The 23,827-nt window shown below is 63.4% G+C and carries 17 protein-coding genes; 6 read left to right on the top strand and 11 right to left on the bottom strand.

The window, feature by feature from the left end; all coding sequences use genetic code 11:
• Nucleotides 1-126: 126 nt before the first annotated feature.
• Nucleotides 127-1,500, top strand: coding sequence for a UDP-N-acetylmuramate--L-alanine ligase (gene murC, locus AC127K_RS11760; RefSeq protein ID WP_483720744.1), 1,374 nt, complete (start codon nucleotides 127-129; stop codon nucleotides 1,498-1,500).
• Between the two features lie 96 nt (nucleotides 1,501-1,596).
• On the opposite strand, the gene AC127K_RS11755 is transcribed toward murC, so the two are convergent.
• The 11 genes from AC127K_RS11755 to AC127K_RS11705 form a co-directional block, all read right to left on the bottom strand.
• Nucleotides 1,597-2,406 (bottom strand): ABC transporter ATP-binding protein, encoded by an 810-nt coding sequence (locus tag AC127K_RS11755; RefSeq protein WP_294539323.1) that lies wholly within the window; start codon nucleotides 2,404-2,406, stop codon nucleotides 1,597-1,599.
• On the bottom strand, nucleotides 2,399-3,319 hold the full coding sequence (locus AC127K_RS11750; RefSeq protein WP_294539321.1) for an ABC transporter permease: 921 nt from the start codon (nucleotides 3,317-3,319) through the stop codon (nucleotides 2,399-2,401). The genes AC127K_RS11755 and AC127K_RS11750 overlap by 8 nt, the downstream gene beginning before the upstream one ends.
• Before the next feature lie 92 nt (nucleotides 3,320-3,411).
• The gene (locus AC127K_RS11745) at nucleotides 3,412-4,434 is read right to left on the bottom strand and encodes an ABC transporter substrate-binding protein (RefSeq protein WP_483720743.1); all 1,023 of its coding nucleotides are present in this window, start codon (nucleotides 4,432-4,434) and stop codon (nucleotides 3,412-3,414) included.
• Between the two features lie 482 nt (nucleotides 4,435-4,916).
• A complete protein-coding gene (locus AC127K_RS11740) occupies nucleotides 4,917-7,727 on the bottom strand; it encodes an LCP family glycopolymer transferase (RefSeq protein WP_483720741.1) in 2,811 nt (936 codons plus the stop codon).
• A 15-nt stretch (nucleotides 7,728-7,742) separates the two neighbouring features.
• On the bottom strand, nucleotides 7,743-9,059 hold the full coding sequence (locus tag AC127K_RS11735) for a hypothetical protein (RefSeq protein WP_483720740.1): 1,317 nt from the start codon (nucleotides 9,057-9,059) through the stop codon (nucleotides 7,743-7,745).
• A 104-nt stretch (nucleotides 9,060-9,163) separates the two neighbouring features.
• Nucleotides 9,164-10,300, bottom strand: coding sequence for an FtsW/RodA/SpoVE family cell cycle protein (locus AC127K_RS11730; RefSeq protein WP_483722192.1), 1,137 nt, complete (start codon nucleotides 10,298-10,300; stop codon nucleotides 9,164-9,166).
• Between the two features lie 80 nt (nucleotides 10,301-10,380).
• Complete coding sequence (locus AC127K_RS11725; protein ID WP_483720739.1) at nucleotides 10,381-13,734, bottom strand: SpoIID/LytB domain-containing protein; 3,354 nt, start codon at nucleotides 13,732-13,734, stop codon at nucleotides 10,381-10,383.
• A gap of 51 nt (nucleotides 13,735-13,785) precedes the next feature.
• The gene (locus AC127K_RS11720) at nucleotides 13,786-15,081 is read right to left on the bottom strand and encodes a competence/damage-inducible protein A (protein WP_483720737.1); all 1,296 of its coding nucleotides are present in this window, start codon (nucleotides 15,079-15,081) and stop codon (nucleotides 13,786-13,788) included.
• 27 nt (nucleotides 15,082-15,108) lie between these two features.
• Complete coding sequence (thiI, locus tag AC127K_RS11715) at nucleotides 15,109-16,302, bottom strand: tRNA uracil 4-sulfurtransferase ThiI (protein ID WP_483720735.1); 1,194 nt, start codon at nucleotides 16,300-16,302, stop codon at nucleotides 15,109-15,111.
• A 25-nt stretch (nucleotides 16,303-16,327) separates the two neighbouring features.
• Entirely contained in the window at nucleotides 16,328-17,470 is a 1,143-nt protein-coding gene (locus AC127K_RS11710) for a cysteine desulfurase family protein (RefSeq protein ID WP_483720734.1), read from the bottom strand.
• Between the two features lie 202 nt (nucleotides 17,471-17,672).
• Nucleotides 17,673-18,686, bottom strand: coding sequence for an aldo/keto reductase (locus AC127K_RS11705; RefSeq protein WP_294541253.1), 1,014 nt, complete (start codon nucleotides 18,684-18,686; stop codon nucleotides 17,673-17,675).
• Nucleotides 18,687-18,845: 159 nt separating this feature from the next.
• Between AC127K_RS11705 and proC the strand changes: the two genes are divergently transcribed.
• The 5 genes from proC (at nucleotide 18,846) to AC127K_RS11680 (ending at nucleotide 23,792) form a co-directional block, all read left to right on the top strand.
• Nucleotides 18,846-19,652, top strand: coding sequence for a pyrroline-5-carboxylate reductase (gene proC / locus AC127K_RS11700; protein ID WP_483720732.1), 807 nt, complete (start codon nucleotides 18,846-18,848; stop codon nucleotides 19,650-19,652).
• A 22-nt stretch (nucleotides 19,653-19,674) separates the two neighbouring features.
• Nucleotides 19,675-20,445 (top strand): glutamate 5-kinase, encoded by a 771-nt coding sequence (gene proB / locus AC127K_RS11695; RefSeq protein ID WP_483720730.1) that lies wholly within the window; start codon nucleotides 19,675-19,677, stop codon nucleotides 20,443-20,445.
• Between the two features lie 24 nt (nucleotides 20,446-20,469).
• Entirely contained in the window at nucleotides 20,470-21,759 is a 1,290-nt protein-coding gene (locus tag AC127K_RS11690; protein ID WP_483720728.1) for a glutamate-5-semialdehyde dehydrogenase, read from the top strand.
• Nucleotides 21,760-21,969: 210 nt separating this feature from the next.
• Complete coding sequence (locus AC127K_RS11685; RefSeq protein WP_483720727.1) at nucleotides 21,970-22,530, top strand: RNA polymerase sigma factor; 561 nt, start codon at nucleotides 21,970-21,972, stop codon at nucleotides 22,528-22,530.
• A complete protein-coding gene (locus AC127K_RS11680) occupies nucleotides 22,527-23,792 on the top strand; it encodes a hypothetical protein (protein WP_483720725.1) in 1,266 nt (421 codons plus the stop codon). Before AC127K_RS11685 ends, AC127K_RS11680 begins: the two co-directional genes overlap by 4 nt.
• Nucleotides 23,793-23,827 lie beyond the last annotated feature (35 nt).

The following is a 23,827-nucleotide window of genomic DNA, read 5'->3' as shown; positions in this document are numbered from 1 at the left end:
GCCCTTTTTTCAAAAAAAGTGTTTATTTTGCGGCCAAAAAATACTATAATCATTATATCATGCATAAAAGCAGAATCAACCTGTTCCCGCCGCGGGCGGGCAGGCATTTTTTTGAGGTGAGGACCGATGCCTTTTTTCAACACCTATGATCCCAAACTGCTGGACAATGTCAAGCACGTACATCTGATCGGCTGCGGCGGGTCGGGGATGTATCCCCTGATCCAGATCCTGCACACCCGCGGACTGACCCTGTCCGGCTCCGATGTGGAGGAGACCAAGATCACCGAATCCGAGCGCGCCATGGGCATGACCGTGACCCTGGGCCACAACGCGGAAAACGTGAAGGGTGCCGACCTGGTGGTGTACAGCGCTGCCATCCATGACGACAACCCTGAGCTGGCTGCCGCCCGCGCCCACGGCATTCCGGCGGTGGAGCGCAGCGTACTGCTGGGCTATGTGAGCCGGATGTACCCCATGACGGTGGGCGTGTCCGGCACCCACGGCAAGACCACCACCTCCGGCATGATCACCACCATGCTGGAACTGGCCGGACGGGATCCAGCCGCGGTCATCGGCGGCAAGCTGCCCCTGATCCAGGGGTACGGCAAGGCAGGCAACGGCCAGACCGCCGTCATTGAGTCCTGTGAGTACCACGAGACTTTCCTGCATCTGACCCCCTACATCGGCGTGATCCTGAACATCGACAACGACCACCTGGAATACTACCACACCATGGGCAAGCTGAAGCTGGCTTTCCAGAAGTTCGCTCTGCTGTCCCGCACGGTGGTCTTCAACATGGATGACCACAACACCGTGGACGTGGTCAATTCCATCGACCGGCCGGTGCTGTCCTTCGGCATTGAGGAGGAGGCCCGGTTCCGCGCCGTGAATATCCAGGAATACCGGCCCGGATTCTACGAGTTCGATGTCCATGAGCTGGACGATCATTTTGCCCACCTGCGTCTGGGCGTTCCGGGCTACCACAACATCTACAACGCTCTGGCCATGTGCTGCTGCGTGCGTCCCCTGGGCCTGACCCCCGCCGACGCCGAGCGCGCTGCCGAAATCTTCAAGGGCACCGGCCGCCGCTTCGAGGTCAAGGGCGAGACGCCTTCCGGCGCCGTGGTGGTGGATGATTACGCCCACCATCCCGCCGAGCTGGCCGCCACCCTGGCCACCGCCCACAAGATGGGCTATGACCGCATCATCGCGGTGCATCAGCCCTTCACCTACAGCCGCACCAAGGCCCTCATGGACGACTTTGCCAAGGTCCTGAACACCGCCGACGTCTGTGTGCTCCTGCCCATCATGGGCAGCCGCGAGGTGGATGACGGCAGCGTACACACCGAGGACCTGGCTGCCAAGATTCCCGGCAGCGTGGTGGTTGACGGGCTGGAAAGCGCCGCCGCCTGGGTGCGGGAAAACGCCAGAAAGGGCGACCTGGTGGTCTGCATGAGCTGCGGCGACCTGTACAAAGCAGCTGATCTGATGGTCCGCTGAGTTTTCCACCAAATTCCTGTAAACAGTGCAAAATCCCCCGTACCGGTTGATTTCCGGCGCGGGGGATTTTTGTTGGCTTTTTTGGTTTTCTGCCCTTTATTCTTCCGCCTGACTGAGCAGGACCCGGTCGTCGGACAGGGCGTGTCCGGCATTTTTGGCAAACCGCTGGAGCAGGTCGTCCACGGTCAGGCCTTTGCGTTCCGGTCCGGCAATATCCAGCACGATGCGGCCGCTGTCCATCATCAGGGTACGGTTGCCCAGGGTCAGGGCATCGTGCATGTTGTGGGTGATCATCAGGCAGGTGATGTGGTTTTCGGCCACGATACTCTTGGTCAGTTCCAGTACCTTGTCGGCGGTGGCAGGGTCCAGGGCGGCGGTGTGTTCATCCAGCAGCAGCAGCTTGGGGGTGACCAGGGTGGCCATGAGCAGGGTCAGGGCCTGACGCTGTCCGCCGGAAAGCAGGCCCACCGGCTGTTTCATCCGTTTTTCCAGCCCCAGACCCAGCTGGGACAGCCGCTGGGCAAAGAGCTCCCGGTCTGCCCGGGTGATGCGGGAGAAGGGGGAAGTCTGCCCCGAAGCCCGCAGATAAGCCAGGGCCAGATTTTCCTCAATGGTCATGTTGGGCGCGGTGCCCCGCAGAGGGTCCTGGAACATCCGGCCGATGGTCTTGGACCGGCGGTAGTCCGGCAGGAAGGTGATGTCCTCCCCATCCAGCAGGATGCTGCCGGTGTCCGGCACAAAAGAGCCGGCAATGGCGTTGAACAGGGTGGATTTGCCGGCACCGTTGGAGCCCACGATGGTGGCGAAGTCACCGGCGTCCAGGTGAAGATTGACACCGGTGAGGGCCTTTTTCTCATTGACGGTGCCCGGGTTGAAGGTCTTGCCCACATTTTTCAGATCAAGCACGGCTGCCACCTCCCTGCTTCCGGGCTGCCCGACGGCGCTGGGCAAAGGCCACGTTCTTGCGGATGGTGGGTGCGGCGATGGCCAGACCCACAATGACGGCGGAGAGCAGTTTCATGCACTCGGAGGGCACATTGATGCGCAGCGCCAGGGCAATGATGAAGCGGTAGATCACGCTGCCGCCGATGGCCGCTACCGCCTTGACCCACAGCCCGCCCCGGGCAAAGAGGGTCTCGCCGATGATGAGGGAGGCCAGACCGATGACCACCATGCCGGTACCCAGGTTGATATCGGCGGAGCGCTGGTACTGGGCCAGCACCGCCCCGGACAGGGAGGTCATGCAGTTGGCCACACACAGCCCCACCGTGACGGTAAACGCCGTGTTGATGGAGCTGGCCCGGACCATGTCCGGGTTGTCGCCGGTGGCCCGGATGGACAGACCCAGCCGGGTGCCCAGGAAGAGGATGAGCAGCACACAGACCACCACGGTGATGGCCGCGGCCACGATGAGCTTGTAGGGGGCGTTCTCCCCCATCAGGTCCTGGGCAAGGGTGAAGATGGTGGTGGTTTTGAGCATGGGCACGTTGGAAGAGAAGCCCATGATGGCCAGGTTCACGGTATACAGCCCGGTGTTGGTGACGATGCCGGCCAGGATGGAGGGCACGCCCAGGCGCGTCTGGAGCAAAGCGGTGACGAAGCCCGCGCAGGCACCGGCCAGAATGGCCAGCACCAGCCCCAGGAAGGGGTGTCCGGCCACGGCGGCGGTGGCGGAGACCGCGCAGCCCAGGGTGAATGCGCCGTCGGTGGTCATATCCGCGATGTTGAGCACACGGAAGCTGAGGAACAGGGCCATGGCCACAAGAGAATAGATGCAGCCCAGCTCCAGCGCGCTTTGGATGATGGCGATGGATAACATGGTCGGCAGGACCTTCCTTTCCGGGAAAAAGTTTCTGACAAAGGCAAAAGCAGCGCACCTGCGGGGCGCTGCCTGCCGTTGGTTATGGGGAATTATTCGGCCGCGGTGACGACTTCCTTCAGGGTGCCGCCCAGGTCGGCGAAGGCGGAGGGATCGATGCCCAGCGCAGCCGCGGTCTCGGTGTTGACGGTGATGATGCCGCCTTCCATCACATGGTACTCGGGCACGGTGCCGGTCTGCAGCACATCCAGGGCCATGTCGGCGGTGGTGGTGCCCAGGTCGGTGTAGTTGACGCCGCAGGTGGCCAGGGCGCCGGCGGTGACGAAGCTGTCTGCGCCGGTGTAGTAGGGCACGCCCGCCTTGGTCAGGGTCTCGCTGACCGCAGCGGCGGCGGCCATGACCACGTTATCGGTGGGGGTGAAGACGGCGTCGGCCTGATCGGCCAGGTTGGCCGCAGCGCTGAGCACCTCATCGTTGGTGTTGCCGGTGGCTTCCACGTAGGCGATGCCCTTCTCGTCCAGATATGCCTTGGCATCCGCGATGGGCTTTTCGGAGTTGGGCTCGGAGTTGGAGTAGAGCAGGCCCACGGTCTGGATGTCCGGGTCGGCGGCGAACATCATGTCCATGATGAACTTGGTGTCCAGGGCGTCGGAAGTGCCGGTGACGTAGTCAATGCCGGTGAGCTCGGCAGCTTCGGGGTCGGAGATGGCGGCGTAGATCACCGGGGTCCCGGTATCGGCAGCGGCGGTGGTCATGCACTGGGCTGCCAGAGAGGCGATGGGGATGATGGCGTCATACCCGTCGGAGACCACCTGGGTGCCGATCTGGTTCAGGGTGGTGGGGTCGTTCTGGCCGTTGAAATCCTTGTATTCAATGGTGATGCCCAGCTCGGCGGCCTTGGCATCCAGTTCCGCCTCGATGGCGGTGCGGATTTCGTCCAGGCTGGCGTGGTCCAGCTGCTGCACAATGGCGATGCGGTATCCGCCTGCGGAAGCGTTGTCCGCCGTGGCAGCGGAGGTGGAAGCAGAGGAACCGGAAGTGTCCCCGGTGCCGCCGCAGGCGGCCAGGGAAAGGGCGAGGGTGGCGGCGGTCAGCATAGCAATGGTCTTTTTCATGGTAAGCATCCTCTCTTGCAGTGAGCATACAGTGTTTTCGGGTGATGGGACGGACAAACGGATCAGCCCCGCCATCGCTCTGCCAATCGGATGTGTTTCATGGTTCATGGCCCCCTTGTGAATACGGTGATTCTGTCTGTACCGGGGATAAAAAAACTGCCCTTGCACAGACCTGTTGCCTGTGCAAGGGCAGGAACAAATTCCTGTGGTGCCACCTTGCTTGCCGTGCTTTGCACGGCCGCTCTGCGGGAAGCCAACACTTCCCTGCCCTGTAACGGGGGCTGCCGTCAGCGGATACTCAGGCTTCTGCCTTTTCCCCGTGCCCTCCGCGAACCATTGTTCTGCTCCGCTCTCCGCCCCGTTCCCAGCATCGGGGGCTCTCTGTGGGTGCGCCTGCAGTTTTACTTTCGCTTCATTGGTTTAGCTAATTAAAGCACAGTTCTCCGGTTTTGTCAACACTTCCGGGAAAATTATTGTGGATTTTACCGGCCGGCAGCTTCTGCGGCCCCGGTCTCCTCTTCCGCCGACGTGACCCCCTGTGCCGAAGGCATCAGCAGAATCTTCTGGAAATAGTCGGCGGCAGGCTGGTCGGCATTTCCCGTCAGGATGCCGTTTTCCTCGGCATAGGGGCTGTCTTTTCCGTCCAGGGCCAGGAAGTAGCAGTCTCCGTCATCCGCCGCTTCTTCCCCGGTTTCCTCCCCGCCGGCAGGCTGGAGGGTGGGCTGCGGGGTGGCGGTGGCTTCCGGTTTCTGACGGGCCAGCAGGGCGTCGGCATCGGCCAGGGTGCTGTACAGCGTTCCGGCATCAATGCCCTGGGGCTGGGTACCTTCCCCGTCCACATCCAGGCAGGCGCCCAGAATGGCGCAGACCTTGCCGGCGGCGGGGGTGGAACCGGTGTTGATGGCCATGGCCAGAGTGGTCTGGGGCGCCTGACCGTCCCCGTCCAGGTCGGCGGGGGTCAGCAGGACTTCCTCGGGGGCGAACATGCCGAAGAAGTTCTGGTCACTGTACTGCTGCCAGACCGTGGTGAAGTTGTCGGCCAGAGACCCCTTCTGCCCGCTGCCGGACAGAACGCTGTCCAGAATGGACAGAACACGGTCGGTATTTTCTCCGAACAGCAGGTTCAGGTCGTTCTGATCCGTCGTGCTGCCCTGGGCCAGACGCTGCAGCTGATACAGCAGCCGGTAGGAGGAATTGGTGCGCACCCCATTGCCCTGCCGCAGATTGGTCAGCAGATGGCGCGCTGCGGTACCGGACAGGTCTTCGCCGGTCACTTCCTCGTCCAGAAGGGTGCTCAGGCCGGTGAGGACCATGTCGGGGTCGCTGTCGCTGCCCAGGCCCACCACGGTGAATTTGCCGCTGTCCAGCTGGCTGTCGTTGTACTCATACAGCCAGGACCAGAAATCTTCCTCTTCCTGGCTGGAGAAGGTGCAGCCGCTGCCGGTATCAATATACCGCTGCAGGCTCAGGGCGGCTGCGGGACCGCAGTCCTCCAGCAGCACATTCACGCCCTGGCTTTCATGGAGGTATTGCACCAGGGCCTGCTTCATCTGCCAGTACACGTTGGTGCCCTGGGGTGCGCCGGCCAGGAAGACCCGGTAGTTGCCGTTGCCGAAATCCTCCCCGTTGATGCCCTCTTCCAGATCCACAGGACTGCTGTTTGCGGTAAGATAGGATTCCATGGGGGTCAGATCCCGCGCAGGCTCTTCTTCGGCAGTCTCCGCCGTGGCGCTCTCGTCTGCCACATGGGCGGCGATGGCCTCATCGGCCGTCATATCCCCGTAGAAGAAGTCCTGCAGGATATCGCTGTTGGTCTGCCAGTCGGGGTCATACATGGTGCGGTTGTCCATACCGGTGCGCACGCCGTAGGTGCCTTCCACCGGCAGGGACATCTGCTCCGTCTGCACCCCCAGGAAACCGGGCAGCTGCACCAGCAGCGCCGCGATCTCCGATTTGGTGAAGTTGGTCTGCACCAGAGGCAGAACTGTATTGAGCAGGTCATCCAGCTCGGTGACCGAGGCATGCTGGATCTGGTCCAGCACCGCCTGGATGACGGTGCGCTGCCGCACGATGCGCTGCCAGTCATTGTCGATGGCGCGCAGACGGGCATACTGCAGAGCGGTGTAGCCGTCCAGATGGTTGAGGCCGGCATGCACCTTGCCGATAATCAGCATGGAGTTGGAGGGCACTTCCCAGTTCAGGGCCGCAGCCTCCATCTCGGTCAGTTCAATATCGATGCCGCCCACGGCATCCACGATCTGCACAAAAGAGTTGAAGTTGAAACGCACATAGTGATCCACGTCCAGGTTCAGGCATTCCGCCACCGTGTCCACGGTCAGGCGCGCGCCGCCGTAACGGAAGGTGTGGGTGATCCAGTCATACTGGTCCTCGTACCCGTCCAGCATGATGGGCACACCGGTGGCACGCTCGATGGACACCAGCTTGATGGTGTCTTCCTGGATGTTCAGAGAGGCCAGGATCAGGCTGTCGGCCCGGGCGTCGGAGCTGAATTCGGTGGTGGCACGGGTGCCGTCCAGATCGTTCAGATGGGTAAAGGCATCGGCGTCATTGACGGCGTCGGTGCGTTCGTCGGTGCTGATGAGCAGCACATTGAGCACATTGTCATCCTGGAAAGGGCTGCCTTCCGGCATGATCATGTCGCCGGTGTTGTGTTCCAGGCCGCTGCTGTCCAGGTCCTGGTCTTCCCCGGCGTCAATGGAGCCCACACTGTCCACCGTACCATCGTCATAGCGGATCAGATCCAGCTTGCCGTTGATATACCCCACGGCCAGCCCCGCAAACACCACGACCACCGCCAGCACGCCCAGCAGGATGCGTGCCCACACCGGCAGACGGCGTTTTCGGGCGGCAGAAGATTTCCCGGATGTTTCCGCTGCCGGGGCGGGTGTTTCCTCCTTGTCAGGGACCGGGGTGTCTGCTTTTTCGGGGTTGGCGGAATCCCCGGCCGAAGCAGGTTCCGCCGGGGCTTCTGCCGCCGCAGCGCAGGCAGAGTCCTCCGCTGTTTTGTCCGGGGATGCCTGCTCCGATCCGGTACTTTCCTCCGCCTTTGATTCCGGCGACTCTTGGGCAGGCGGTGCCGCCCCGTCGGCCTCTGCTGCCGGTTCCGGGGCCGTCTGCGCTTCCGGCACATTTTCCGCCGGAGCCTGCCCGTCATCAGGCGCTGCCGGGGCTTCGGCGGCCTTGTCGGCCGGTGCCGGCTGTGCATCGTCCGCCGCCGGGGATTGTTCCTGTTCAGGCTCGGTATGTACGGCCTTTTTTTCTTCTTCCTTCATATGGTATGTTCCTCATCATTTGCGCCGCAGGCGGCGGATGCCCGCCCGCAGGCTGCAGGAATAGTACACGAACGCCAGCCCCGCAAACACCGTGGGTGCCAGGGCGCGCCAGGTAAACCAGCCGTGCTGGATGGAATGCGCCCGCAGGGCAGCCAGCCACACCGGCGCCATCAGGGCGGTAAGTCCCAGAGGCAGGGCGCGCAGCAGAGCCTGCCGCCCGCGCAGGCAGAGCAGGAAGGCCGCCACGCACAGCACCGCCAGCAGGACCAGCGGCCAGAAAAGGCCCTTGTCCTGCAGGGTCTGGTACACAAAGGCAAGGATATTGCCCCAGGTCAGCTCGATGCCGTGCCAGGTATCGGCAGCGGTGCGCACCCCCATCTGGTGGATGGCATCCCCGATAACATTTTGCCCGGTGACAAGCCCGGCCAGGACCCATTTCAGCGCCCAGCACACGGCATATCCCACGCCCCAGCAAAGAGACCCGGAGATGACGGCGGCACACTGCCGCGCGCCGGAACACAGCCGCTGGGGCACACACACCAGCCAGACCGCCATGGGCAGTGCCAGCGTCAGGATGGGGGTGACCAGCAGATCACAGAACGCTGTGGCTGTGCCCAGCACCACCAGCCCCCAGGCCAGCCGGAAGGGCGTGCGGGGTCCGAAGCGTTTGTCCAGCACCCAGGCACAGCCCGCATAGGCCAGAAAGAAGGTGGTGAAGAACTGCACCTGCCGGGGTACAAAAAACACGCTGACCGCCAGCTGGCTCAGGGCAAACCAGAGTGCCGGACGCCAGCCGGCCTGTTTCCACAGGCGGGCCAGCACCAGGGCCAGCAGCACGAACAGCACCCCATACTGCACCAGCCGTATCTGGCCGTAGGTCAGAAATGCCAGCAGCGGGCGCAGCCAGATCAGGTATCCATGCCAGTAGCGGGCATAGGAGAAGGGTTCCAGGTCATCGGGCAGGTCAGACCCGGTTTCCCGGGCATCCAGGTATCGGGCCAGATCGTCCTGCATGGAGGTGAAGTTATCCACGTTGTAGGTGGTGCCGCGCATCATGGCGGTCAAAGGATCGGTTTCGTCCATGGCGGCGGCTTCAAACAGCATGATGGTATCGGTATAATTGTCCATCTGGAAGAGCTTGAAACCGAAGTATTCGGGATACAGGCCCTCCTGCTGCAAAAGCGGCACCGACCGGGCAATGTTGCGCCGCACCGGGGCACCGGGCACACAGCAGGCCGCAAAAAGCAGTACAAAAAGCAGCACGAAGGTGGCCGCAAAGGCCGCTGCCGCCCGCCCCAGAAACGCCGGGGCCGAAAGTGATTTTTGCTGCACGGATGGGGGTCTCCTTTCCTGTGGCACACAAAGATACATTATGAATCAGTATACCACACCCACCCCCGCCAAACAAGTGAAAAGGATGTATACAAAGGAAAGGCTCAGCGTGCATCCGCCTGCCGGGAAACGGAAAGAACGATGCCCATCTCCCCCAGCAGCATGAGCAGGCTGGTGCCGCCGGAGGAGAAAAAGGGAAGGCTGATGCCGGTATTGGGAATGCTGTTGGTGACCACCGCAATGTTCAGCACCGCCTGCAGGATCACCTGGGTGACAAATCCCACCACCAGCAGGGCCCCGAATTTATCCCGTGCCCGTACCGCGATGCTCATGCCGCGCAGAAACAGCGCCAGAAACAGCACCACCACCAGGGCCGCCCCCACAAACCCCAGTTCCTCGCACAGGATGGAAAAGATGAAGTCGTTCTGCGGTTCAGGGACATAGAGGTATTTCTGCCGGCTGTTGCCCAGTCCCAGCCCCACAATGCCGCCGGAGGCGATGGCATACAGGCTCTGGATGGTCTGGTGTCCGGCTCCCAGCGGGTCGGCAAAGGGGTCCAGCCAGGAGGACAGACGGCTGGTGGCGTAGGGTACCAGGTCGGGCAGCAGCACCACCGCCGCCGCAATGGCCCCCACCCCCAAAGCCCCTGCCATGCCGAACCACTGCAGGCCGGTGCCGCCCACGAACATCAGCACCGCCCCGATGCCCAGGATCAGCACCGTGCCGGACAGATGGGGTTCCAGCAACATGAGCACCGCCACCACCCCCAGGACCAAGGCAAATGGCAGCACCCCGGTGGAAAAGCGCTTCATCCGGTCATGGTTCAGGGAGATGATGTGGGAAAAGACCAGCACCACCGAAAATTTGGCGATCTCGCTGGGCTGCAGAGTGCCCAGGCCGGGAATGACGATCCAGCGTTTGCAGCCGTTGTATTCCGGCATAAACAGGACCACCACCAGCAGCACCAGAGAGACACCCATCAGCCACCAGGCCAGTCTGTGCCAGACGTGATAGTCGATGAGGGACGCCGCATACATGGCAATGACCCCCAGCACCGCAAACAGCAGCTGGGGCCGGATATAGGTATAGGCATCGCCCCGGCGGTAGAGTGCCACCGCATACCCCGCCGAAAAAAGCATGAGCAGGCCATAGGCCAAAAGCAGCAGCAGAATGGCGGCGAATGGCAGGTCAAACCCGGGCAGCGCCGCCGTGCGCCGGACCAGTTTTTTGGCAACGGACATGGACATAAAAAAGCCCCCTTCCCCGCCTATTGTACGCGGAAAAGGGAGCTGTTAGTCAGGTATTCCGGATTTTTTCGGGCTCAGCCGATGGTGGTCAGGGTGGTGCCGGGATAATAATGCTGCAGGATCTGCTGGTAGTTCCAGCCGTTGTTGGCATACCCGATGGCGCCCCACTGGCTCATGCCGCAGCCATGCCCGTACCCGTACACATCAAAGATGAAGCAGTCCAGGCTGGCGTCATATGTAACGGTAAAGCACTGGCTTCGCAGGCTGCGTCCGTCCACGCTGCAGCCGGCGGTGAGCACTTCCCGGAACCAGCGGCCGGAACAGGTGTCGTTGCCGCTGGCGTTGGGGCCGATCTGCATCTGGGTGACCCAGCCGTACTCATTCTTGGACAGGATGGTGAACCAGCTGTTGGGATCCACCCCGGACAGGTCCACCCCCATCTTCTCCTTGATGCGATCCTGGAGGGTCTGGCGGGAGAAGCGGGCACAGCCGGTGTTATACCCGTTGGTGTTCCAGTTGGTCGCGGTGCTCTGGTCATAGGGGCTGTCCACCGCCACCAGCCAGGGGCGGGAGTTGCCCCACACATCGGCGGCGGAAGCCGTACCGGTGGAGGCGGAGGCAAAATACGGGGTAAAGCAGACCTGGCCGTTGTAGGTCACCAGCACGTTGGCCACCTCCTGGGCCGCAGCTGTGGCCGCGCTGCCCGGGGTGGTGCCTGCCACCGAAGGATATCCGCTCTGGCTGAGAATCCAGCTGTGGGTGGCCACGCACTGGGCCTTGTAGGCTTCCGCCGGGGCGTTGGGGCCCAGCTCATTCTGGGCCACCATGGCCAGACAGGTGACCAGATCCATGGTCTGGGCTGTGCCGTTCATGGTGACGTTGATGGTGGCGGAGACGCCGGAAGAACCGGAAGAATCCGTGGAAGAGGACGAGTCAGAGGAAGCAGAGGAATCGGACGAAGAATCCGAGGAGGCAGAGTCACTGCTGCTGTCCCCGGAGGAGGAAGCAGAACCGGAGGTGATGCTCTCGATGGTGACGGTCTGCTCCGGCAGCGTGCCTTCGGCACCCTGGTTGATGTCGGTCTCCGCCGCACCGGACTGTCCCGCTATGTCGGTCAGACCGGCCAGCAGATCATCCGCCGATGCGATCAGGTTCTGGGTCTGCTGGGTCAGGTTGGCCAGGGATTCATCCACCGCGGTGGCCTGGGAAGAGTCGGTCCCGCTGGTCTGGGTGCCGCTGCCGCCGGTTCCGGCCCGCAGGCCGGTCAGGGTGGTATAGCGGTCCATCTGGCTGCTCATCAGGGCGCTGCGGTCCGGGGCGGACTTGCCCTCATTTTCATACTGCACCCCGGTGAGCAGGGCGTTCTCGTTTTCCGAGATGGTCTCGGTCAGGGACGGGTCTTCATCCTCATGGACCAGGCGGCCGGTCACGCACAGACGCACGCCGTCGGTGCTGCTGCCGCCCACCAGGGTCAGATAGCTTTCCCCGTCCGCAGAAGCCGACGTGCTGTTGTACAGGCTCCGGGTGCCGATGTTGAGAGAGAAATTCAGGTAGTCATAGTAGTTGGAAAGGTCGGTGTAGGCGGCAGGGTCAAAGCCTCCCTGCTCATTGGGATCCTGATAGTAAACCGCCACCACCTTGCAGCGGTAGGCCGTCCCCGGCAGGTACAGGGTGAAGCCGCTGTTTTCCTGGATGGCGTCGATCTCTTCCAGTGCGGCCAGACTGCCGCCCCATTCAATGACCGTGTTGGAGGGCGTGGTGCTGCCCAGCCAGTCCTCGGTCAGGAAAATGGAAGATTCGCTTTCCGCCTGACTGCGGGCATCCTGCCGGTCCCGGGCGTACACGAACTGTCCGTTGATACCGGGCAATGCCAGATATCCGGTGACGCCGTCCAGCTGGCGCATGCCGTTGGCCAGGTATTTTTCGGCGGTATTGTCAAAGGTGGCGGTGCCGTACCCCTTGGGGGCCGGACGGGCTCCCAGGTCATTGCGGAAGAAGTACCACACACCGCCCGCTCCCAGCGCCAGTACCAGCACCACACACAGGAAAGCCAGCACCGCGCCGCGGCGACGGCGGCGCTGGGTCTTTTCGATCATGGCCAGACTGCGGTTCTTGATGGCCGCAGCGTCCGGCCGGTGCCGCTGTTTGGGGGCGGCAGGCTGGGATTCCGGCATCTCCACCTTGTCAAACAGCATGCTGGCCGCCTGCTGCAGTTCCTCGGTGGAATGGGGCGGTTCCTGCTCATCCGCTGCCATGGCATCCGCGATGGCCTTGGGGTCCAGACCGGCAGAAAAGTCCGGGATATCCTGGTCCAGGATCGAGGGGGCCGGCTGCTCCGCGGAGACCGGTTCTTCCGGCGCTGCGGCGGATGCGGACGGAGCGGGGCGGGAAGCTGCCTTCTGGCTGCGCAGGTGGCGGGAAGCCGCCGCGGCTTCCGGGCCGGCGGTGGTGAAATCCAGAGGGTCCTGTTCCGCCGGTTTGTCAAAGCCCAGTGTGCGGAGCACTTCATCCGGCACCGGGGTGTCCTGTGCGGTCTGGGCGGCGGTCGGCGCGGTGCCGGCGGTCACCGGTTTTTCAAAGGTGATGGTGCCGGTGGGGGCGGTCCCGGAGGACGCCGTTCCGGAAGCCGGTTTGGCGCGGCGCGGCGTGAACCGGCCGGTGATGGGCGCGGTGCGGGGCTGCCCTTCCGGAGAGACAATGAGCAGCGGGCGCTCATGGCCCGGACGGAAGGTAATGGCGGAAGGCAAAGGCTTCAGGCCCAGCGCACGGCGGCGCACCATATCCAGCAGGCTGTTGGCGATGGCGGCATCGCTGTGGTCCGGGCTGACGGCGGTGGCCACGGCTCCCCGCTTGTCGCACAGAAGTGCAAAGGGAGCCTGCCCCACGGTGGCCGGCATGTACACCACGGCATAATCGGCGCCGCCGAGTGCCAGCGCCAGCTGGGCGCGGCCGGCGGCTGCCTGGACCACGTCACCGGGGAATTTTTCCAGCAGAGACGCGGGGGTGACCAGCTTGCGGGCGATCTCCCGGTCAGCCCAGGTCTGGGTACCGAAATCATAGGCGGCCTCGCTGTGTTCCAGCGGCTGCAGGCGGGCACCGATCAGGCGGCCGGTGGTCTCATCCGCTGCCACCAGAAGGCGGCGCTTTTTCAGCAGCACATCCAGCGTGGCCTGGGCCAGCCCGGTCTCGCCGTCGGCATAGACTGTATCGCCGAGGCGGGCGCGCAGTTTCTGGACCCACTTTTCACAGTATTCGTCGGCCATGGCCTGGGTGGGCGCACTGACCTTGACGCAGACCGCAAATTCACCGTCGCGTTCCAGCAGGCGCAGACCGGAACAGCCTTCCGCCTCCACGGCGCGCAGGGCGGCGCGGACCTCGGCCGCCGGCAGGCCGAACACCCGCAGGATGCGCATTTGGGTCGATAGCATAGGGGGTTCCTCCTGTAGTGATCTGTAAGGTTGACGGGGTGCTTGCCCCGGTCAGAGTTCGGGTACGGGATCGCCGGGTTCCAGGGTCACCCCGCCGTCCGGCGGCAGGCCCAGGGCCATACGGCGCAGCAGGTCCAGGGCGTACAGGGCAGCCCGGGTGCGGATGATGGACCGTTCCTGGTAGCCGCCCAGTTCCAGCCGCATGAGGTAGGAACGGTTGCTGCGGGCGTCCGCACCGCCCAGGTACACCGTGCCCACCGGCTTGCCGGGAAGGGCGCCCCCGGGACCGGCCAGGCCGGTGACGCCCACGGCCAGATCGGCACCGGAGGCTTGGAGCGCCCCCCGGGCCATGGCCACGGCCACCGGGCCGGAAACCACGTTGTACCGCTGGATCATGGCCGGGTCCACCCCCAGCAGCCGGCTCTTGGCCTGTTCGGCGTAGGTGACGAAGCCGAAGCCGAAGACCTCGCTGGCGCCGGGGACGTTGGTGATCTTTTCAGCCACCAGACCGCCGGTACAGCTTTCGGCGGTGGCGGCGTGCAGACCGCGCTCCCGCAGAATGCGCACCACCGTGTATTCCAGTCCGGGCACGTCGGTGTCGTAGGCGTTGTCCCCCAGCACCGCCCGGAATTCCTCGATCCGGGCGCGGCAGGCCTTTTCGGCCTCTTCGGCAGTGGCGGCCCGGGCGGTGACCCGGATCTCGCTCTCCCCTGTCTTGCAGTAGATGGCGGCGGTGGGGTTTTCGCTCTCGAACAAGGCGGCCGCCTTGCTGGCAATGCGGCTTTCGCCTCCCAATACCCGCAGGGTGACCGAGTGGATGGTGCAGTTCTGTCTGGCCTGCAGGGCCGGACGGACCTGCTCGGTCCACATGGCCTTCATCTCCCGGGGGACCCCGGGCATGAGCACGGCGGCGCGGCCCTGGGCGTCCTCAAACCAGGCACCGGGGGCGGTGCCGTGGTCGTTGGGGATCTTGTGGCCGTTGGTGGGCACCATGGCCTGCTTGCGGTTGTTTTCACTGGGGGTGCGGCCGGTGCGGGCGAAAAATGCCAGGATCTTGTTCCATTCTTCCTCGTCAAAATGCAGGGTATCCCCGAAGGCTTCGGCCACCGTTTCCTTGGTCAGGTCGTCGGCGGTAGGGCCCAGCCCGCCGGAAAATACCAGCAGGTCGCTGCGCTGTCGGGCCTGGTTGACCAGTTCCCGCAGGCGGGCGGTGTTGTCCCCGATGACATGCTCATGCATCACCGAGATGCCCAGTTCCGCCAGTTCACGGCTCAGGAACTGGGCGTTGGTGTTGACGATATCGCCCAGAAGAAGTTCGGTTCCCACACAGATGATCTCTGCGGTCATGACAGATGCCTCCGTACCATATCAGTTTCAGAATTCGGGCTGGTCCCCGATGCGCACATAGATTTTTTCCACCGTGTCCGCCGCCACCTGTTCCAGTTCGGCCAGACCGGGCATCTGGGCCTCGGCGGCCTCGATCTCAGCCAGGGTGGGCTTGGTTTTGGGATGGGGCGGGGTGAAGATGGTGCAGCAGTCCTCATAGGGCTCGATGGACGTTTCAAAGGTGCCGATCTTGCGGGAAATGGCCACGATATCAGTCTTGTCCATGCCGATGAGGGGACGCAGCACCGGCAGGTCCTGGGCGGCATCGGTGCAGGCCAGGGCCGCCATGGTCTGGCTGGCCACCTGGGCCAGACTTTCGCCGGTGATCAGGGCTTCCATCCCCGTTTTGGAGGCCACCTTTTCTGCAATGCGCAGCATGCTGCGGCGCATGAGCACGGTGAACAGCGGGGCGGGCGCATGGTCCCGGATGTACTCCTGGGGCTTGGTGTAGGGCACCACAAAGAGCACGCAGTCGCCGATATATTCGGACAGTTCACAGGCCAGGGCCTGGACCTTCAGCTTGGCGCGCAGGCTGGTGTAGGGCGGGCTGGCGAAGTGGATGTGGTGCAGAGCCAGACCGCGGCGGGCCATGCAGTAGGCGGCCACCGGGCTGTCGATGCCGCCGGACAGCAGGTTCAGCGCCCGACCGCTGGTTCCCACCGGCAGACCACCGGCGGCTTCCTCCTTGGGACCGTGGATGTAGGCACCGTTATCCCGGATCTCCACCATGATCTCCAGCTGGGGGTTGTGCACATCCACCCGCAGGTAGTTGTGGTGGGACAGGATGTAAGCCCCCAGTTCCCGGCAGATCTCCGGGCTCTTCATGGGGTATTTCTTGTCGGCGCGCTTGGCCTCCACCTTGAAGGTGCGCAGCCCCCGCAGCCGGGGTCCCAGGTAGGCTTCGGCGGTGCGGCAGATGTCCTCAAAGTCCTTGGTGCAGCAGACGGCACGACTGATCTTGACGATGCCGAACACCTTGGAGATGCGGCGGAAGGCCTCGTCCACATCCAGGTCATCCTCCTGGGGTTCAATGAAGACGGTGCTCTGGGCGGAATGGACCTTGAAGGGGCCCAGGTCCTCCAGGCGGTGGCGGATGCTCTTGGTAAGGCCGGCTTCGAACTTGCCGCGGTTCAGGCCTTTCAGGGTCATTTCGCCCTGGTAGGCAAGGATGATCTCTTTCATGCGATTCCTCTCATACGGTTGTGATTCAGATATGCTGCAGTTCCTGCAGGCCGCTTTTCAGCCCTTCCAGCAGGGCGTCCACGTCCTCGGGGGTGTTGTCGGCACAGAAGCTGACCCGCAGCGCGGTATCAATGGTGTTGTGGTCACAGCCCATGGCGGTCAGGGTATGGCTGGGCTCGCCCTTTTCACAGGCGCTGCCGCTGGACACATACACATGACGGTCGGACAGATAGTTGAGCATGGTCTGGCTCTTGACGCAGTGCTGGCTGAAGTTGAGCACCTCCGGCACCGCGTTGTCCGGGGAGTTGATGGTCACCTCCGGGATTTCGGCCAGTCCGGCACGCAGGCGCTCATTCAGCGCCTGGATGGCGGCGGTGCGGGCGGCCATGGTCCGGGCGCCCTGCTCGGCCGCCACCCCCAGGCCCACGGCGTAGGGCAGGTTTTCGGTGCCGGGGCGCACCCCGTTCTCCTGTCCCCCGCCCAGGATGGGGGCGGTCCAGTGGTAGCCGCTGCGCAGATACAAGGCCCCGATGCCCTTGGGGGCGTGGACCTTGTGGCCGGACACCGCCAGACTGTCCACGTTTTTCAGGGGCACCCGCACCCGCAGCCAGGCCTGCACCGCGTCCACATGGACGGCGCAGCGGGAGTTGCGCTCCTTGACCCCGGCAGCAAACCGGGCGATGTCCTGGCGGGCGCCGATCTCATTGTTGACGGCCATGCAGCAGGCCAGCACGGTGTTTTTGTCCACGGCGTCGATCATGGCATCCATGTCCAGGGTGCCGTCGGCCCGGGGCATGATCTCCACCACCGTGAAGCCCTGCTCTTTCAGCGCCCGGATGGGCAGCTGCACGCTGGGATGCTCAAATCCCGAGACCACGATCTTGCTGCCCCAGGACCGGCGGGAGGCCACGGCGCCCAGGATGGCCAGGTTGTTGCTCTCGGTGCCGGTGGCGGTAAAATACAGTTCCTTGGGCTGGCATCCCAGCGTTTTGGCCACCTTGGCCCGGGCTGCGTTCAGCGCCCCGTGGGCCAGCACCGCCGGGTCGTACAGGCTGGAAGGGTTGGCCCAGTGGTGCAGCATGGCCGTATGGATGGCATCGGCCACGGCAGGGTCCACCATGGTGGTGGCGGCATTGTCAAGATAGTGCAGGTCAGCGTCAAAACGCATGGATGTTCAGAACCTCTTTTCCGGAATTTGCGGTCTGCACAAAGCGCAGAGGCGCTTAAAAATGCGCAAACCGATACAGAATAGATTATAGCATGGTCCCGGTGCGAAACACAAGCTTGCCTGCCAAAAAATCACGGTTTCCACGAAAAAACCGCCGGGAAAGGCAGAATCCTGTCTTTCCCGGCGGGAAGAACGCGCAAAATTATTCTCCGAAATGCTCCACGACCTTCTTGAGCATCTGGCGGATGGGCAGCTGGTAGGGGCAGCGGGTCTCGCAGGCGCCGCACTCCACACAGGCACTGGCCTTCACCGGCAGGGTAGCGTACCGCTGACGGGCCCAGTCTTCCAGGCCATAGCGGGCGATGTACCCGTCAAACAGGAAGGCGCTGGGGATCTGGATGCCCACGGTGCAGGGGGCGCAGTAGTTGCACCGGCGGCAGAACTGGGTGCCCAGGGCATCCCGGACCTTCTGGCAGGCAGCCTGCTCCTCCTCGGTGAGGGGTGCGGTGTTGGCAGCGCCTTCCAGGTTGGAAGTGAGCTCTGCCGGGTCGGCCATGCCGGGGATGGCCACGGTCACGTCGGGGTTGGACAGCACATACCGCATGGCCAGACGGCCATCCTCGATGGCCCCGCCGGCCAGAGGCTTCATGGCGATAAAGCCCTTGCCCTTGGCGGCACACCGGGCGATGAGGTCGGCGCCCTGCTGTTCCACAATATTATAAGGGAACATGATGGTCTCGATCTCGTCCACCTCCAGGGCGCGCTCAAACACGGCGGCCAGGTGGGCGGTCAGGCCGATATGCCCCACCTTGCCCTCCTTCCTGGCTTCCAGCAGCGCCTCCAGAGAACCGCCGGGGGCCAGAATGGTTTCCAGGTCCTTCAGGCTGGGGTTGTGGAACTGGTACAGCTCGATATGGTCGGTACGCAGGTTCTTCAGGCTTTCGGCCAGTTCGGCACGCATATCTGCAGCGGTAAGCGCCCGACACTTGGTGGCCAGAACGAAGGAATCCCGCAGGCCCAGCTCTTCCAGGGACTGACCGATCCAGCTTTCACTGACGGTGTAGGCACGAGCGGTGTCGATGTAATTGATGCCTGCTTCATGCACGGCCTTGAGCAGGGCGCGTGTGCCCTGCTGGTCGATGCGCTGGATGGGAATGCCGCCGAAGCCCAGGCGGGAGATGGTCAGGCCGGTTTGGCCAAGAGGTACATACTGCATAGGTCACTGCCTCCGAATCATCAGGAAAAATAGGGTACTTTCTTTGTTATTATACCAGTTTTGCCGATTGTTGTCAGCCTTTTTTGTTGACATCGGCTTTTGGGTGCGCTAGGATAAATCAAAAGACTTTTGTGTCAAAACGCCAGGGGGGTATCTGGGATGACCTATGGATTTATCGGATGCGGCAACATGGGCGGTGCCGTGGCGCGGGCCGTGTGCCGTGCCGCCGACCCGCAGAACGTGGTGCTGGCCAACCGCACACCAGCCAAGGCAGAAGCGCTGGCCCGGGAACTGGGCTGCCGCACGGCGGACAACGCCGGCGCCGCCGGGTGCGATTTTGTGTTCCTGGCCGTCAAGCCCCAGATGATGCCCAGTGTGCTGGGCGACCTGGTGCCGGTGCTGGACGCCCGCCGCCAGAAGGGTGACCGGTTCATTCTGGTGACCATGGCAGCCGGTCTGCCCATGCAGCGCATTCTGGAACTGGCCGGCGGGCAGGGGCCCATCATCCGGATGATGCCCAACACCCCGGTTTCTCTGGGCGCAGGCATGATCCAGTATTGCAGCGAACATGTGACCGAGGCGGAGTTGGCCGACTGGCTGAAGGTCATGGCCCCCGCAGGGCGGCTGGACGAAGTGCCGGAGTCCCTCATCGACGCCGCCAGCTGTGTGTCCGGCTGCGGTCCGGCCTGGGTGTACCAGTTCATTGAGGCGCTGGCCGACGGCGGCGTGGCCGCCGGACTGCCCCGGGCCAAGGCCCAGGAATATGCCGCCCAGATGGTACTGGGCAGCGCCCGCATGGTGCTGGAAAGCGGGATGCATCCCGGCGCCCTGAAGGATGCCGTGTGCAGCCCGGGCGGATCCACCATCCAGGGAGTCCGCCTGCTGGAAGAGCGGGCTTTCCGGGGGGCCGTGACCGATGCGGTGCTGGCCGCCTACGACAAGACAAAAGAAATGGCCAAGGGCTGACGGCCCGTGAAAGAGGACTGACATGCGTATCGTAATCAAGATCGGCACCAGCACCCTGGCGTATGCAGGCGGACGGCTGAACATCCGCCACACCGAGGAGCTGGTCAAGACCTTCAGCGACCTGAAAAACGCCGGACACGAGATCATCCTGGTGTCCTCCGGCGCCATCGGCATGGGAGCCGGCAAGCTGCAGATCGACCGCCCCACCGACATGGCCACCAAACAGGCAGCCGCCTCGGTGGGCCAGTGTGAGCTGATGTACACCTATGACCGGCTGTTCACCGAATACAACCATACGGTGGCCCAGATCCTGGTCACCCGGGAGGACTTCAACAGCCCCAACCGGCTGATGAACCTGGAAAACACCCTCTACCGCCTGCTGCAGCTGGGCGCCATCCCCATCATCAACGAAAACGACAGTGTGGCCACCGAGGAGATCTCGGTGGGCGACAACGACACCATGGGTGCCCTGGTGGCCAAGTACATGCGGGCGGACCTGCTGGTGCTGCTCAGCGACATTGACGGGCTGTACACCGCCGATCCCCACACCCACCCGGAGGCGGAGCTCATCAGCAACGTGCCGGAGATCACCCCCCAGGTAGAGGCCCTGGCCGGCGGGGCCGGCAGCAAGCTGGGCACCGGCGGCATGGCCACCAAGATCATGGCGGCCAAGCTGGCCACCTCCGCGGGGGTGGATATGGTGATTGCCAACGGCGCCAACGCCCTGGTTCTGTATGATATCGTAGCCGGTCGGCCGGTGGGGACCCGTTTTGCGGGGCGTGCCCGCCGCTGACCGTCCGAAAAGGAGGAATGACCCATGACCACCCATGAAATTCTGCTCAACGCCCAATCCGCCCGCCTGCCTCTGGCCATGGCGGACAGCGACACCAAAGACGCCGCCCTGGAAGCCATGGCGGTGGCTCTGGTGGCTGCTCAGGAGGAAATCCTGGAAGCCAACCGCCGGGATCTGGACGCCGCCCGGGGGCGGGTGAGCGACGTGATGCTGGACCGTCTGGCCCTGACCCCCACCCGTCTGGCCGATATGGCCAAAGGCATGCGGGAAGTGGCTGCGCTGCCCGACCCGGTGGGTGCGGTGCTGCGCAAGATCGTGCGGCCCAACGGCATCCTCATCGAGAAGACCGCGGTGCCCATGGGCGTCATTGCCATCATTTATGAGAGCCGCCCCAACGTCACCTCCGACGCTGCCGCCCTGGCCATCAAGGCGGGCAGCGCCTGCGTGCTACGCTGCGGCCGGGACGCCTGGGCCTCCTGCCATGCCATTGTGGAGGCGCTGCGGCAGGGGCTGGGCAAAGTCGGTCTGCCCGAGACGGCGGTGAGCCTTATTGAGGACACCACCCACGCTTCGGCCAACGAACTGATGACCGCTGACGGGCTGGTGGACCTGCTGATCCCCCGGGGCGGCGCCGGACTTATCCGGGCCTGTGTGGAGAATGCCACCGTCCCCTGCATCCAGACCGGCACCGGCATCTGCCACATCTATGTGGACAAGGCCGCCGACCAGGAGATGGCCCTGAACATCATCGAAAACGCCAAGACCAGCCGCCCCAGCGTGTGCAATGCGGCGGAGGTTTGCCTGGTGCACCAGGACATTGCCGCCGAGTTCCTGCCCAAGCTGAAACAGCGGCTGTGCGATGCCCGTGCTGCCGCCGGCCTGACCCCGGTGGAGCTGCATCTGGATCCCCGGGCCGCTGCCATAATCGAGGGCGTTCCCGCCGGACCGAAGGACTTTGACACCGAATATCTGGACTACAAGATGGCCGTGGGCGTCGTGGACAGCCTGCAGGCGGCCATCGACCACATCGGTGCGCACTCCACCCACCACAGCGACGCCATCGTCACCGCCGATGAGGAGGCCGCGGCCCGCTTCACCACCTGTGTGGACAGCGCCGCCGTGTATGTGAATGCTTCCACCCGCTTCACCGACGGCGGAGAGTTCGGCCTGGGCTGCGAGATGGGCATTTCCACCCAGAAGCTGCACGCCCGGGGCCCCATGGGGCTGGCGGAACTGTGCACCTACAAATACATCGTGCACGGAAACGGCCAGGTGCGGGGCGGGTCCTCCGCCAAGCTGGTGCAGGGGTGCTGAGTCTCTCCCCTTCTTTCCGCAGCCAAATGTTCCGAATGGGCATCCGGTATTTTGCCGGATGCCCCTTTTGTTTGTCGGTATTTCCGCAGAGTATGCTATACTTTTCTTACATGCCTGTAACCATTTCGTCCTCAACGGCGCTTATAGGGGTGAAGCCCCCTGCATCCCGAAAAGTAAACCCGAAAAATGAAAAGAAAGGAGAGGTTCTCCTTGGATGACACCGTCATTGTGGACCTGTATCTGTCCCGGGATGAAACCGCCATCCGTCAGACCAGCGACAAGTTCGGCCCCCGCCTGCGTGCCCTGGCCTTCCACATCGTGCGGGACTGCCAGACCGCCGAGGAGTGTGAGAACGACACCTACTGGGAAGCCTGGAACGCCATCCCGCCCCACCAGCCCCGAACCTACCTGTACAACTTTCTGGCCCGCATCACCCGGCATCTCTCCCTGGATGTCTGCCGTCGGCGGGACCGGCTCAAACGCAAGGCCTACCTCTGCGAACTCAGCGCCGAGATGGAACAGTGTCTGCCTGCCCCCGATGATGTGGAATGCCGCCTGGATGACATCACCCTGGGCCGAATCATCAACGCATTCCTGACCGACCTCGCCCCGGAAAAGAGGAACATCTTTGTGCGCCGGTACTGGTACCTGGACCCGGTGGCCGCCATTGCCCGACGGTATTCCCTGTCCGAAAGCAAGGTCAAAACCACCCTGTTCCGCTGCCGCAAGCAGCTGCGGGAACGTCTGGAAAAGGAGGGATTTGAACTGTGAGAGGCTTTGACCTGCTGGATAAGATGGGCCTGATCGCCCCCGCCTATGTGGAAGCGGCACAGGAACAACCCGGACGCCGGTCTCCCCACTGGCTGAAATGGGGCGCCGCAGCAGCCTGTCTGGCGTTGCTGGGTTCTCTGGGTGCCGGACTCTGGCTGCAAAACACCGCGGGAACTTTCCCGGCCGCCACACCCGGACCAACCCGGAACCCGGATCTGCCCCTGCTGACCCTGCCGGAAAGCCTGAGCGGGGGCATGGGGTTTGAGGGGCTGATGGCCTATGACATCTCCGAACTGGTAAACGGCAACCCCTGGACCGAGGAGATGAACCTGACCACCCTGCCTGTGTTCCGTAACCCCATCACCTACGAAACGCCCTTCCACATGCCTGTCGGCATCGACCAGAATGCCATGCGAACCATGCTGCTGGACGTGGCCGGACGGTTCGGGGTGAAGGAATCCGACCTGACCATCACCGACAATGCCTACGACGAACAGCACAAAGTCGCCATTCTGGAACAGATGGAACAGGCCGGGATCACCGACGTGCCGGAGGAATACTTTGCCCCCACCCGGCTCATGGCCGAAGGGGGCGGGGTGTCCATCGATGTGGACCTGAATCTGGTTGCCGCCATCTGGTTTGAACCCGCCCTGCCCCTGCCGGAGGAATATTCTCTCTCCCGCCAGACATCCTGTGAGGAGCTGACCCGGACCGCCCAATACCTGATAAGCGCCTATGCGGATGTTCTGGGCATGGAACAGCCGGAAATCGACATCGACGGAGGCGACCGCCATTTTGATGGGCAGTTCAGCGGCTATACCCTCTCATTCTTTGAGGGGTCGGGCAGTGATACCGACCGCATCCTGCAGTACAACTTCCGTAAGGTGAGCTTCTACGGCAACGACAGCGGGGAGCCGGATCTGATCCGGTTCCGCCAGCCGGACCTGAGCGGGAAGCTGGGTGATTACCCCATCATCACCGCCGACCGGGCCCGGGAGCTGCTGACCGAAGGACACTACCTGACCACCGTTCCCTGCGAAATGCCGGGAGAGAAGTTCATCCGCAAGGTGGAACTGGTTTACCGCACCGGCACCGAGGAAGAATGCTGGATGCCCTACTACCGTTTCTGGGTGGAGGTGGAGGATGTGCCGGAAGCGGCGGACCAGGACCCCGGCCTGAAAACCTACGGGGCCTACTATGTGCCCGCCGTTGCGGAGGAATACCTGACAGATCTGCCCCTCTGGGACGGAAGTTTCAACTGAGCAGTACCAAATTTGTGCAAAACAAAACCACCCGG

The organism is Subdoligranulum sp. DSM 23681 (assembly GCF_057005535.1).
This window is presented reverse-complemented; position numbering and strand designations above follow the sequence as displayed.